This window comes from Coleofasciculus sp. D1-CHI-01, from assembly GCF_040218875.1.
Classification (GTDB): Bacteria; Cyanobacteriota; Cyanobacteriia; order Cyanobacteriales; family Coleofasciculaceae; genus Coleofasciculus.
In genome coordinates this window covers 31833-44750 of sequence record NZ_JAVJQP010000141.1, presented here as the reverse complement: position 1 = coordinate 44750, position 12918 = coordinate 31833, and the positions used below count along the sequence as shown (strand labels likewise).

9 protein-coding genes and 3 pseudogenes are annotated in these 12918 nt (G+C 45.2%); 3 read left to right on the top strand and 9 right to left on the bottom strand.

Features of this window, described 5'->3' with window-relative positions:
- The 8 genes and pseudogenes from RIB93_RS25105 to RIB93_RS25070 form a co-directional block, all read right to left on the bottom strand.
- Positions 1-1278: pseudogene (locus RIB93_RS25105) on the bottom strand (hypothetical protein); the annotation flags it as partial.
- Positions 1279-1388: 110 nt separating this feature from the next.
- Positions 1389-1469 (bottom strand): annotated as a pseudogene (locus tag RIB93_RS25100) (DUF433 domain-containing protein); the annotation flags it as partial.
- A 393-nt stretch (positions 1470-1862) separates the two neighbouring features.
- Positions 1863-3677: a signal peptide peptidase SppA gene (gene sppA, locus RIB93_RS25095; protein ID WP_446376779.1), complete on the bottom strand. Its 1815-nt coding sequence runs from the start codon at positions 3675-3677 to the stop codon at positions 1863-1865.
- A gap of 285 nt (positions 3678-3962) precedes the next feature.
- Positions 3963-4991, bottom strand: a complete 1029-nt coding sequence (gene fni, locus RIB93_RS25090) for a type 2 isopentenyl-diphosphate Delta-isomerase (protein WP_446376777.1) — start codon at positions 4989-4991, stop codon at positions 3963-3965.
- A 67-nt stretch (positions 4992-5058) separates the two neighbouring features.
- A complete protein-coding gene (gene pyrR / locus RIB93_RS25085) occupies positions 5059-5598 on the bottom strand; it encodes a bifunctional pyr operon transcriptional regulator/uracil phosphoribosyltransferase PyrR (RefSeq protein WP_446376775.1) in 540 nt (179 codons plus the stop codon).
- A 346-nt stretch (positions 5599-5944) separates the two neighbouring features.
- Positions 5945-6955 (bottom strand): adenosylcobinamide-phosphate synthase CbiB, encoded by a 1011-nt coding sequence (cbiB, locus tag RIB93_RS25080; protein ID WP_446376773.1) that lies wholly within the window; start codon positions 6953-6955, stop codon positions 5945-5947.
- Complete coding sequence (locus tag RIB93_RS25075) at positions 6948-7340, bottom strand: GFA family protein (protein ID WP_446376771.1); 393 nt, start codon at positions 7338-7340, stop codon at positions 6948-6950. Before RIB93_RS25075 ends, cbiB begins: the two co-directional genes overlap by 8 nt.
- 27 nt (positions 7341-7367) lie before the next feature.
- On the bottom strand, positions 7368-7811 hold the full coding sequence (locus tag RIB93_RS25070; protein ID WP_446376769.1) for an Rrf2 family transcriptional regulator: 444 nt from the start codon (positions 7809-7811) through the stop codon (positions 7368-7370).
- Positions 7812-8270: 459 nt separating this feature from the next.
- On the opposite strand from RIB93_RS25070, the gene RIB93_RS25065 reads away from it, so the two are divergent.
- Positions 8271-8675 (top strand): AbrB family transcriptional regulator, encoded by a 405-nt coding sequence (locus tag RIB93_RS25065; protein WP_006099102.1) that lies wholly within the window; start codon positions 8271-8273, stop codon positions 8673-8675.
- Positions 8676-8889: 214 nt separating this feature from the next.
- On the opposite strand, the gene RIB93_RS25060 is transcribed toward RIB93_RS25065, so the two are convergent.
- On the bottom strand, positions 8890-10221 hold the full coding sequence (locus RIB93_RS25060; RefSeq protein ID WP_446376767.1) for an ArnT family glycosyltransferase: 1332 nt from the start codon (positions 10219-10221) through the stop codon (positions 8890-8892).
- A gap of 395 nt (positions 10222-10616) precedes the next feature.
- Here RIB93_RS25060 and RIB93_RS25055 point away from each other — a divergent pair, with 395 nt between their 5' ends.
- Positions 10617-12587, top strand: coding sequence for a cation:proton antiporter (locus tag RIB93_RS25055; protein ID WP_446376765.1), 1971 nt, complete (start codon positions 10617-10619; stop codon positions 12585-12587).
- A 79-nt stretch (positions 12588-12666) separates the two neighbouring features.
- A pseudogene (locus RIB93_RS25050) lies at positions 12667-12882 on the top strand (RNA-guided endonuclease InsQ/TnpB family protein); the annotation flags it as partial.
- Positions 12883-12918 lie beyond the last annotated feature (36 nt).

Genomic DNA, 12918 nt, shown 5'->3' with positions numbered 1-12918 from the left:
CTTGAACTGATTGGCGCGTTCACGTCCAATAAAAGAAGAAACTTGAATATACTCTTTATCTAAAGATTCCCGATAGATTTTCAGGGAATCTCGGCAAAACTGAGACTGTACCGATTCTAAATTGCTTTCACTATAATCAATTAAAACTGGGTAAAACTCAACCGGGTAAGCATCTGGATCTTCTGGTAAGCTGTCACCACAAGATTCTTTTGGGAATGACATAGATTGAAATGGGTTATTAGTTAACTGGGTATCAGTTTTTTGACGAGGATTCAAAGGCTGTAAAAATTCAAATGACTCAGCAACTTTTACGGCTTCCACAAAACTCATCGCTTCACAAGGCTCTTCGTCATAACCATAGGAAGGAGAGTTAAACATAAAATCACCAAAATCTTTATTATGTTGTTCGCCATAAAAGCCTATACTAGATACTCTATCGCCCATTTTTACTGAACTTGTATATGCAATAGGAGTCAAGCCTAATGCCCGAGAATTAGCATTTACAACTGCTGATAAACCTGCCCCACCTCCTTCTACGAGGACATGGAATCCTTGAAAGCTAAAACATTGATTATTCATTGGATTCTTATACCAAATATCATAACTGTTTCCATAATCTCCTTGTTGACGAACATCAAACCGAGTTAACTCAAATCCTTGAGGAATATAGGTTGGAACTACTACTTTGAGTGTATCTGGCTTGCTACTGACTAGAAGGCTTACTTCACTTCTATCAATTGCTAATAATTCTTGCATTTGCGCTTCACTTAACAAAGCGGCTTTGGCAATTTCTTCAGTAGTTTCAAACTTCTCTGGTGTTTCCAAATTATCTGTTCTGGATGATGGATTTTCTGATAATTCTCTAATAATTTCTGGCTCTGAAATCTGTACGTTTTCAAAATCTTGGCTGATAATTTCTTTAAATTGTTCTGCCTTTTCTCTACTGGTAAATGTAGCTAATTGCATACCGAAGCCAGGGCTTAAAAAGCCTAACACCTGTTGACAATATTTTGCTTGAATTAGTTTAAAATCGCGTTCTTCATTCCCATTAATGAAAACCGTATAAAGTTCAATGGGATATGCTTGTGGGTCTTCTGGTAGAGAATCACTACAAGACTCTAAGGGAAAATTAGTGGCATCAAACTGTTTTTTATCAGATACTGTTGAAGAACTAGATGAGCTTGGATTTTCTGGATTCGCAAGTTCTCCCCCTGGATTACACCCTGATAGCAAGAGTCCGATAAAGAGTTGAGTGGCTAAAAAGTATTTTATTTTCATGGTTTTATTGACTCCCTCAAAGCGCTTCTAATGCTGTAAAAATTAAAATGACTCAGCGACTTTTACTGCTTCCACAAAACTCATCGTTTCACAAGGTTCTTCGTCAAAGCCATAGTCTCAATTCCAATACGCGAACCCTTAAGCCGAATATCATTGGGGGCGAGAATATTAAAATAGTCTTCGAGTTGCATCGTTAGCTCCTTTTATTCAACCTTACAGCACTTTTCAGGTTTATGGAATACAAAATCATAGCTACTTGCCTGTCTGCTCAATTATGATCTGTAGTCTACTAACATGAAAACTGCTGTAAAACTAAGATGTAGCATACTACGTCTCTACAATCAAAACTCTTTCATGATTTATCCAACTTAAAATGAATGGTACTGACTTAAGTCTGGTGGGCAATGCCCACCCCACGATATATCAAGGATTTCGGCGATTCCAAACTGCAAATTTTCAGCGCCATCCAACTTAAAATTAGTCGCATTGACTTATACAAAATCTGGGTTAACGACTCCTTTTATAATCCAGTCCGCGCAGGCGAACTTGGTTTGTGTAGCAGCGATTTTAATCGCCTACTTTCCTCAATCAAACCGCCAATTAAACGGTAGACGCGCATAAATCCCTTTTGGATCATTCAGCGCCTGTAACATTGCCAAATCCTCTTTCAATTTCATGAACTCTGCCATTAATGGATCAGGCTGTCGCGTAGTATTACTATCATTCCCGACAAACTCTTCAATCAGGCGTTCTTCCAAGGTTTGGAAACGAGGATATTCTTCTAATTTCCAATCGTCGTCTAAATTTGCCTCTTTAACAGCATACTCAATCGCATCATCGAGTCCGCCAATTTCATCGACTAATCCCAACTGTTTAGCATCAATACCTGACCACACTCGCCCCTGAGCAATTTGGGCAAGTTTATCTTTGGGTAGCTGGCGAGACTCAGCAACTTTATCCAAGAATTTATAGTAAACTTGGTCAACTATTTTTTGAATCAGGGCTAACTCTTGCGGCGTTTTGGGACGAGAAACGGTTTGCAGATCAGCCAAACGTCCCGTTTTGACGACATCCCAAGTAATTCCATTCTCGTTGGCAATTTGCTGGACATTCATCAGTAGTCCAAACACACCAATCGAACCCGTGACTGTATTGGGTTCAGCGAAAATCCGGTTCCCATAGGTGGAAATCCAATATCCCCCCGATGCAGCTACATCTCCCATGGAAATAATTACAGGTTTGGAGTCGCGAGTAAGTTTAACTTCCCGTTGAATAATCTCGGACGCCGTAGCACTACCTCCCGGACTATTCACTCGTAAGACAACAGCTTTGACTGAATCATCAAGGCGCAATTTACGCATTTGTGCAGCAAAGGATTCCCCTCCCACCTCTTGGACACTTCCTTCACCATCGACGATTTCACCACTGGCATAAAGGACGGCAATTTTATTTTTAGAAGCCTGTTGATGTCTCGGTTTATCGGCAATGTCTGCATAAGTAGACATACGAATATTGCGAAAGGATTTCTCTGTTTCACTTTCACCGGTGAGTTCCTGAAGTTGGGCGATGACTTCATCGTAATAGCCTACTTTATCGACTAAGCGACGCCCGATCGCATCCGATGCTAAGACGATACCTTGAGTATCCGCGATCGCTTGTAACTCTTGGGGCGTTATTTGACGACTTTTCCCTACCGTTGTCCGAAATTCTGTCCACAAATCTCCGAGTAATGCTTGGATCTGCTGTCGGTTTTCTGGACTCAATTCTTTCAGCACAAAGGGTTCTACGGCTGACTTATATTTGCCTACCCGAATCACCTGAATTCCAATGCCAAATTTTTCTAAAGCCCCCGTGAAAAACATGGGTTGAGAACTAAAGCCATTCATTTCCACGCTTCCCATGGGATTCAGGATAATTGTATCTGCGATTGAACTCAGATAATATTCTCCTTCTCCTGAATCCACATCATAAGCAATAATTTTTTTGCCGCTTTCTTTGAACCGTTCCAAGGCTTCTCGGACTTCTTTAAGCGTGGCAAATCCTGTACCACTACTGGTGCTTGTATGTGATCCATCCAAGTAAAGCGCCACAATCCGGGAATCCTCAGCCGCCGCGTTTAAGGTATCGACAACCTTGCGTAATGTAATCGTGTCGGTTTCTTCTCCAGATATTGCTTCTTCAATCGCTCGACTGGTGCTGGATGTGGGATCAGTATCCCGAACCGTTAAGGATAAGTCAAAAACCAGTACTGATTTATCTTTGACTTGGGGTCCAGTTTCTCTGGATGCGGCGGTGATAATTAAACTAACCAGTCCAACAGTGCCAATACCGAAAAATAAGGTAAAACCAAGTAGGCTACCCAACATACTGGCAAGAGTTTGTGTAATGAATTTACGCATTTTTGGGGTTATCCGTTATTCTTTATCTGTTCTTTATGTTTAGTTGTTTTCTGAAGCGTTTCCAATGGATTTATGATAAGAGTTTAACTGAGAGTCAAGTTTCCTAGTTCATGGATTGAGTTAATTAAGCCGAAACCCTTGATATACCGTAGGGTGGGTTGAGCGAAGTCGAAACCCACCAGCATATCAGTCATTACCATTCATCCTAACTTGATTGTCAACTGAATTTAAAGTTTGTAGTAAGCGCTTTAGCGCTGATGACACTAAAGTGCCTACTACAAACATTCATTTTAGCTTTTGTAAGGCGTCAGATTGCCTGAGTTGAGACAGATTGGCATTTCCTGTACAGAAGAGTACCGTGGTTATTTCCGCGATTAATAACTCCACGAGTTCATCCACTGCCTCTGTAGACTCAGATGCGGCTTGGAGAAAGGGAAAGGCTAATCCAGCTAAATCCGCACCCAGCGCGATCGCTTTGGCAACTTCTAACCCATTGCGTAATCCACCGGAAGCGATTAGGGGAACATCAGGGGCAATGTCTCGAATACTGGTGATACAATCGGCTGTGGGTAATCCCCAGTCGGCAAAGGTTTGTCCTAAGCGACGTTGCTTGAGATTTAATGCCCGTTCACTTTCAACTTTTGCCCAAGACGTTCCCCCTGCACCCGCGACATCAATGGCGCTCACGCCTGCGTCAAGTAGTTTCTGTGTCATGGGGGCTGAGATGCCATTGCCGACTTCTTTGGCAATCACAGGTACAGGCAACTTGCAGCACAATTTGTGTATTTTGTCAAGTAAGCCGCGAAAATTGGTATCTCCGTTCGTTTGAATACATTCCTGTAAAGGATTGAGGTGCAAAATTAAGGCATCGGCGGCTAACAGTTCCACCACGCGCAAGCATTCATCCAAGCCGTAACTGTAATTAAGTTGAACCGCACCCAGATTCGCCAATAACAGGATATCCGGTGCTAGCGATCGCACGGCAAAGGTATCCGCCACTTGCGGATTCTCCACCGCGACTCGCTGGGAACCCACACCCATGGCTAATTGATACGTTTGGGCGACTTCAGCCAGACGAAAATTAATCGTTTGCGCCTGTTGGGTTCCCCCCGTCATGGAGGATATTAGCAAGGGTGCGCCTAAGGTTTTACCGAGAAACCGGGTGGAGATATCAATCTCATCGCGGTTGATTTCCGGTAAACAACAGTGGGTAAACCGATAGCGTTCTAATCCATTGGTGATTTGATTAAACTGCACATCTTCATTGAGGCAAATTCTGATGTGATCGGCTTTGCGCGTTTGGGTTTCTGTCATCGTGCTGGAAAATGAGAACAGGGTAGGAGAGTAGGAGAGTTTGCAGCAGGTTTCAGCCAACGATACACTAGAAGACTTTGATTAACTCCACAGCATCTCGTCCATCAAAATCTTGCAGGTAAACTTTCACTTGTTCGTCTCTAGAGGTGGGTAGCTGTCTCCCGGTAAAGTCGGGACATATCGGTAACTCACGATGTCCGCGATCGACCAGAACTAACAACTGAATCACTTCGGGTCTACCGTATTCATTCACCGCATTGAGGGCGGCGCGAATCGTGCGCCCACTAAAGATAACATCATCGACCAATACCACAATTTTGCCAGAAAGATCACAGGAAATCTCGGTTTTCGCTGGGGTACGAACGCCAATCTGATCTAAATCATCGCGGTAGAAGGTAATATCGATCGCGCCTACCGCTACTGATTCCTGTTCTAACATTTCAATTTGCCGTCCTAGCAGCTTGGCGAGGGGAACTCCGCGAGTATAAATGCCTAAAAGCACAAGTTTAGACACATCTCCGGCGCGTTCAATCACCTCAGATGCCAAACGAGTGACAGTGCGGCGCAGTTCTTCAGGGGAGAGAATTTCAATAGTTTGAGTTGGCATTCTCGTTGCTGGTTTGATGGCGGATGGGATAGGACTAGGGGAGAGAATTAGGGATATTGTCTAGAGTTCACGGCATATAGTTTGGAGTAGGGGCGGGTTTAGGGACTAATGTAAATTGTCTTTCCTAATTTGGTTGCAAAACCCGCCCTTTGTTTAAGTTTGGGGTTTTGTCTTTCCGAGTTGGGTAGCAAAACCCGCCCTTTGTTTAAGTTTGAGGTTTTGTCTTTCCGAGTTGGGTAGCAAAACCCGCCCTTTGTTTAAGTTTGAGGTTTTGTCTTTCCGAGTTGGGTAGCAAAACCCGCCCTTTGTTTAAGTTTGAGGTTTTGAGGTATGACCCTTCGCTGCGCTAGTGGAGAATCGGGTTTTGATGCCATATATATAAGGATGGGAATAAATGAGAAAACTCAAGTATTGCGATCGCGATAACCAGCCACATCAAACAGCAGTATCGGGTCAACTGTAACCCTTGGTCAATTTTAGTCGGTGTAATTGGCTCAACCGGATCACCTAAAAGGGGTTTATATTTGGCAACTCCCTGATACCAGTTGGTTCCCCCAAGTTGTACGCCCAGAATAGCAGCATAAGCGCATTCACTCCAACCGGAATTGGGACTAGGATCGCTGGTTGCATCTCGGTAGCATAAACTCCATACTTTTTGAGGTTTTCCTGACAAAAGCGCTAAGGTTATTACCGTGAACCGACAAGGTAGCCAGGTTAAGTAATCCTCAAGTTTAGCACTGAACCACCCTAAATCTGTATAAGGTTCGCGTCGATAACCAATCATTGAATCTAGAGTGCTAGCCGCTTTATAGGCTAAAGCCAAGGGAACGCTACCCACTATCGGAAAAAATGCGCCGATAATAGCATAGAATAAGGGCGCTGTAACACCATCCGTGGCATTTTCGGCGATAGTCTCTAGAACCGCCCGAAACATTTCAGGTGCTGTCAATTTTTCTGTATCTCGACCCACATATTGACGCAAACGAGAACGCGCTTGCTCTAACTCTCCATCAGTTAGCGGTTGTACCACATCATCAGCCGCGTTTCGCAAACTGCGACCGGCAAAACAGCTTGCCAGCAGAATACTTTCAACCCCAATCCCTACCCAAGGATGAAACCAGTTTGCTGCCAACACGATGAACCAGCCTGCCATTCCACTACCGATAATTAATCCTAACCCCAATCCAATTCCGGCGAGGCGGCGTTCCCAGGGACGATAAAGATTGTGAATTATCCATTGGCTAAAGTGAGAAATCAGCCAACCCATGACTTGGACGGGGTGAAGCCAACCCCAAGGATCACCTATCCAGTAATCTAGACTGGCGGCAAGTAATAAAACAATGGCACTTCTAGTCAATCTTGTTGCCTTTGAGCGTATCTATATTCTCTTCCCAATTCGCACCATCAAACGACACTCTGGCAAATCGAGACAGTACATCACCATCAAGACAACGTAGGTTAACATCAATCGACTGGGGATGAGAACGGGGACGATAAAAGGGGTGAATCCCACAAATACGGCAGAATGTATGTTTAGCGGTATGGGTATTAAACGTATAAGTTGTTAAAACGTCAGCCCCACTCAATAGAGTAAACCGTTCCGGGGGTACAATTAGGTGGATGAAGCCTTTTTTGTGACAAATTGAACAATTGCAATCGATTGCCTCGTGCTGGTCAACTGTCACACGGAAACGGACAGAACCACAGTGACAGCCCCCTTGATAGGTAATCAGTTGATTCATTATGGTCATTCGAGATCAAAGCCTCTATTAAATCACAAAATTGGTTTGTTCTCCTTGAGCCGCTTGCCAACTTCGAGCATCATAGTAAAGATCGGCAAGGGTTATGCTATATAGGGCATCTTTGAGTTTTTCATGAAGTCGATGCCACAAGGTTAAAGTTACCCAGTCTTCGGCTTGAGTGGCATCTGCCTGGTGGTGGTGTAACGGTTCGATTGTTTCACCAACGGCTGCTAAAATCTGACCCAGAGAAATTTTTGAAGGTTCGCGAGCTAATTGATAGCCACCTTGAGAACCCCGTACTGAATTCACTAAATTAGCACGACGCATTTCAATCAGTAGTTTCTCTAAATAGGGTGCGGGTAGATCTTGGCGCTGGGCAATCATTTTAACGGATGTTGGTCCATAACCGGGCTGTAGGCTGAGATCAAGTAGCGCTTTGACACTATAATGTCCGCGAGTTGTCAACTTCATAGGGATTGTCATCTCTCCTAGCTTGGAGTTGGTTTGAAGCTGGAGTCTAATTCAGCCAGTTTCAGGTTGGGTTGTACAGAGTTAAGAGTTGGTGCGGTTTTTTTTATTGACGTCCCCGGACGGTTGTACTGTCAACTATAACCAGGTGGGTTTTTCCTGAAGCCTGATAACGCCTCCCATCAATCCTGAGTTTTGCACATCATTGGTTTTTGTTGCTGACTCGATCAACTGGAAACGCCTCACCTTATCACTCCGTATCCATTGCTGACACGTTCTCCAGTCGGCGGTTGATTTGTTAAACAGATAAATTCAACAAATATAAGCAACTAAGTTGACAGTATCCGTGTAATATAGTTCTATAGAGGATGATACATAACCAAGATTTTGTTATCTTGGTTATGTATCAGTATAGCGAAATCGCTACCTGAGACCTCACTGTTTAGGTTTAGATTCAAGTTGATGGCTAAAAAGAAAAAAATGGAGTCCAAGATGGAACCCTTAGAGGGTCAAGCACTGCTTGAGAAAGTTAGAGAGCTAGGTAACCTCAGCAAAGAAGAAAAAGCTAGAGCCTGTGGCTACTACACCGTAACTAAAAACGATGTAGAGCGCGTTAATATGATGAAATTCCTGAATGCGCTGATTGACGCTGAGGGTATTGAATTAGATAGCAAAGCCAATGGCAATGGACGCGGGGGTAGGAGTGCGAGCTATCGCATCTCTGTGCAATCTAACGGTAATCTGCTTATTGGTTCTGCTTATACGAAACAGATGGGTTTACAACCTGGGGATGAATTTGAAATCACCTTAGGTCGTAAGCACATTCATCTCAAGCAACTTGGCGCAGAAGAGGAAATTGATGAGTAAGACTCAGGCGATGGCTAAGGAAAAGCGAAAAGCCTAAAGAGGCTGACTGTTTACCAGCATTTCAGTTGTCTTGAGTCACAGTAGCAACAACGGATAAGTCCGCGTCCCAACCATCAGGTTGGGCGATAGGATTTTTATTGGAGTTGGCAAAAAATACCCCCGTTAGAATCCAGAAGATTTAGCGGGGGATACATCGTGCTATTCATTGAAATGGCTAAGACACAATCCAATGGGGAGAGGTAATCAACAATAACAGAGACACATACATTCCCCAAAACAAAATGAAAATAAATTGTAGGTCGCGTCGAGCCACGAGGATAGCCGCGATCGCGAAGGTTAAGGCGAGGGAGCTAGAAACGACAGGTAAAAGGTTTCCAGAGGCTTCTAGTAGGAAATAAACAGTAGCGGCGATTGCCCCTAAAGACATGAGACTCAATCCCAAAACCCAGAGACGAGGATAGGACTGAGAGCGGGGCGAATTCCACACGGCGGCAAGTTGAGCGCCACCCGCTAGGGCTAAAGCGGGGTAGATGGGTAAACTATACGCCGATAAAGGAGACCCGATTAGACAAACGGCTCCTCCATAAACAGCCGTCCAAACCAATACGAATTTTGCCCAACCCCAATTACGATGAGTCCACGCCAACCCTAATCCATAAGACGCAAAGAGTAACCAGGGAACCGAGATTTTTAAGAACTCCAATACGTAATCGTAATAGCCAGTAAGAGTCCTGGGAATCTTGACAGAATGCCCAAAGGGTTGTAATGATTCTTGGATCAGATTGGCAGTGAGAAATGCTTGACCCTCAAGCCAGGGTAGAGTATACCAAACCAATCCGGGGATGATACCTAATATCCAGCCCAACCACCAATAGCCAGATCTGAGCAGTCTTGGCGTATCCCAGGCAATAAAAATCAAACCGATTGCCAGCAAAAGCAATCCGAATCCAATTCCCTGAGTCAGACAAATTAAACCGAATCCAATACCGGCTGTCAATGACCAACGCAAATCACGACGCGATCGCAATAGACATATCATCATCAGCATGACAAAGCATAACACTGCACTATCCGCGATCGCGAGACGTCCATACTGCACCACAGGTAATACAGTTAAATAAATGAAGCTCGAAAAAAGCGCATTTTGACGAGATGGGAAAATTTCTCGACCGATTCCATAGAAAAGGGGAACAGACAGAGCGCTCAGAAGGGCAGTTGGTAAGCGTGTGATCAAGGTGCTATCATTCCCTGTCTTATAAGCTAAAGCAATTAGCCAATACAGTAAGGGTGGATCTTCAACATAAGATTTGTCCCCAAACGTTGGATAAAACCATTGCCAAGATGCCAAAGGCGTGGTAGTTAATTCACCAGCGACCTGATTGATCGTTTGTTCACCCCCATTTAAGAGAGGTGGGCTATCCAGATTTAGGCAAAATAAGAGCAAAGCGGCTAAGAGTAAGCCGAACATCCACATCCGCTCAATCCAACGTTGAGTTTTGCGAATTCGACTCTCTGAGCGTCCCGAAATAAATGTTTGACGATTCATCTTTAAACGAACAAGTTAGAGTGCTGCTGGTCGCCAGTCGTTCACCTTGCTGCCATCCAACAGGTTGCCATTGCCTTCACCGTGACTCAACCCGTGGCGCGACCTAATCAAACGGTGACTTTTCAATTATGACTTTTCAGTTAAAAATAAAAAACTCTGACTACCCCGATCAGCGTAACTTTAGGAATAACTAGAGTGCGTAGTGCTATAGATAGATAGACGTAGCCGCGTTAGGATCAATGTTAGCGTCACACCCGACGGGTTAACCGAATCACTCCTGCCGCTTATTCACAGTAATATAGTTAGGCTTTATCAACTCAACTTGCTCATTTTGTTAAATAGAGCCAATCATCAGGCATCTAGACCTCAGTCGATCACCTGCGACAAGCATACCTATGGAAGGATCTTTTGAATTAACCCTACAAATGGTCATCGCTGTCTGTGCTGGAATCAGCGCTCAGGTGATTGCCGAGTACCTAAAAGTCCCCAGCATCGTCTTTCTGCTCATCTTCGGTGTTTCCCTCGGCTCCGATGGTTTGGGTTTACTACACCCCCAAGAACTGGGAGTGGGTTTAGAAGTCATTGTTGCCTTATCCGTAGCCGTGATTCTGTTTGAGGGAGGACTTAACCTCAACCTGCGCGACTTAGGCAAAGTATCCGGTTCTCTGAGAAACCTCGTCACCCTGGGAACGCTGATTACCCTGCTAGGCGGTGGGATGGCTGCCCATTGGTTAGGAGAATTTCCCTGGTCGATTGCCTTTCTCTATGCGGCTCTCGTGGTGGTGACGGGTCCGACGGTTATCGGTCCACTGCTTAAACAAGTAAAAGTAGACCGACGAGTTGCCGCCATTTTAGAAGGAGAAGGGGTGTTAATTGACCCCGTGGGGGCAATTCTATCCGTTGTTGTACTCGATACCATTCTCAACAGCGAGGCGGGCGCCTCTGCTGCCATTGTCGGTCTAGGGTTACGCCTCAGTATTGGGGGTGTGATTGGCGGTATCGGTGGCTGGCTGCTGGGTTTATTTCTCAAACGAGCCGATTTTCTCTCAGAAGACCTGAAAAACCTGGTCGTGTTAGCCGGGATGTTAGGCTTATTTGGCTTGGCACAAACTATTCGCTCCGAATCCGGATTAATGGCAACCGTCGTCGCCGGAATCGTCGTCGGTGCCTCTTCTCTACCGGAAGAACGGCTGTTGCGACGCTTTAAAGGACAATTAACCGTGCTGGGGGTTTCCGTACTCTTCGTTCTCCTCTCCGCCGATTTGTCCATTGACAGTGTTTTCGCTTTAGGTTGGGGCAGTGTCTTCACGGTTTTGGCATTAATGACACTGGTGCGCCCCGTGAGTGTCAGCTTATGTACCTGGAATAGCGGCTTAAATTGGCGACAGAAAATCTTTTTATCCTGGATTGCGCCCAAAGGGATTGTCAGCGCTTCTGTGGCATCCTTGTTTGCGATTCTCTTAACCGAACGCGGGATTAATGGGGGAGATTCGATTAAAGCCCTCGTCTTCCTGACGATTATTCTGACTGTCTTTTTACAAGGCTTAACCGCGCGTTGGGTTGCCAAATGGCTACAACTGAATCCCCAGGAAAAGGCAACAGGTGCGGTGATTGTGGGCTGTAATCCTTTGAGTCGTCTGATTGCGCGTTTGTTTCAAGAACAGGAAGAAGAGGTTGTCCTCATCGACACTGATCCCGAAGCCTGCCAAAAAGCCGAAGACGAAAATCTGCGGGTGTTCCAAAGTAGTGGTTTAGATGTTGAGGTTTTAGAAGAAGCTGGGATTGAATCGATGGGTACATTTCTGGCAATGACCAATAATGGGGAAGTGAACCTAGTCTTAGCCCAACGCGCCGTGGAAGAGTTTGCGCCGCCACGAGTGGTTGCCGTATTTCCCCGTGATCCCCAAGCCAATGCGACCAATAATAAAACCAATAAAACCAAAGTCAATCAAGCCTTTGTTCCCCAACTACCGATTAAGACGTGGAATAAGTATATTGTCGAGGGGCAAGTGAAGTTAGGTACAACCACGTTAAAAGAGTCGGGATTAGCCTTTCAGCGAGCGCATTTACAAGCGTTGATTCGGGCGGGGGAACTGGTTCCCTTATTAATCGAACGCCAAGGGAATTTACAAGTGGCTAGCGCGAATGAAACTTGGCATGCTGACGATCAAATTATTTATCTGCTGCATGATCCTAGACCTAAACTCTTGAAACGCTTATCCGGTGGCAGTTCGTCCTCTCGGCTGGCGGTAGAAAAGTTGCCAGAGGTTGAGGAGATTCCGATTTCTGAGCCTGTGGAAGAGAAAGCGGTGAAAGAAATTGCCAATAAACCTAAAGGTGAAAAAGAGGCGAAGGTTGAAGGATGAAACAGTTTTGACCCTTCGCCAAGCTTTTCGGGCATGGCGTGCGAGTGTGTAGGGGCGGGTTTAGACGCTTCCTTAGTGGGGTCTAACTTTTGTGTGTAAGCAGTGTGGATATACTCTCCATGCCGATCTAGTTGGTGCTAGGAATGTTGCACTTAGAGTGTTGCTCTCTCGCCAAGAGTGGGAGAGTACGGGGCGTCTTTCAGCCGTCCCTGATGCGTCGTCGGACGAAGCCAAAGGCGAGCGCCTCTCCAGGTACTCGCAGTTGAGGTGGACGATAGATGCAATCCCCAACTGAGCGCGAAGCGGAACCGTTAGGTGAAGCGGAGTAAGT

Excerpts from the sequence above, each read along its gene's own strand:
- RIB93_RS25060 (WP_446376767.1), bottom strand. The coding sequence starts at position 10,221 with ATGAATCGTCAAACATTTATTTCGGGACGCTCAGAGAGTCGAATTCGC.
- RIB93_RS25070 (WP_446376769.1), bottom strand. The coding sequence starts at position 7,811 with ATGAAGTTGACAACTCGCGGACATTATAGTGTCAAAGCGCTACTTGAT.
- sppA (WP_446376779.1), bottom strand. The coding sequence starts at position 3,677 with ATGCGTAAATTCATTACACAAACTCTTGCCAGTATGTTGGGTAGCCTA.
- RIB93_RS25055 (WP_446376765.1), top strand. The coding sequence starts at position 10,617 with ATGGAAGGATCTTTTGAATTAACCCTACAAATGGTCATCGCTGTCTGT.
- pyrR (WP_446376775.1), bottom strand. The coding sequence starts at position 5,598 with ATGCCAACTCAAACTATTGAAATTCTCTCCCCTGAAGAACTGCGCCGC.
- RIB93_RS25065 (WP_006099102.1), top strand. The coding sequence starts at position 8,271 with ATGGCTAAAAAGAAAAAAATGGAGTCCAAGATGGAACCCTTAGAGGGT.
- fni (WP_446376777.1), bottom strand. The coding sequence starts at position 4,991 with ATGACAGAAACCCAAACGCGCAAAGCCGATCACATCAGAATTTGCCTC.
- RIB93_RS25075 (WP_446376771.1), bottom strand. The coding sequence starts at position 7,340 with ATGAATCAACTGATTACCTATCAAGGGGGCTGTCACTGTGGTTCTGTC.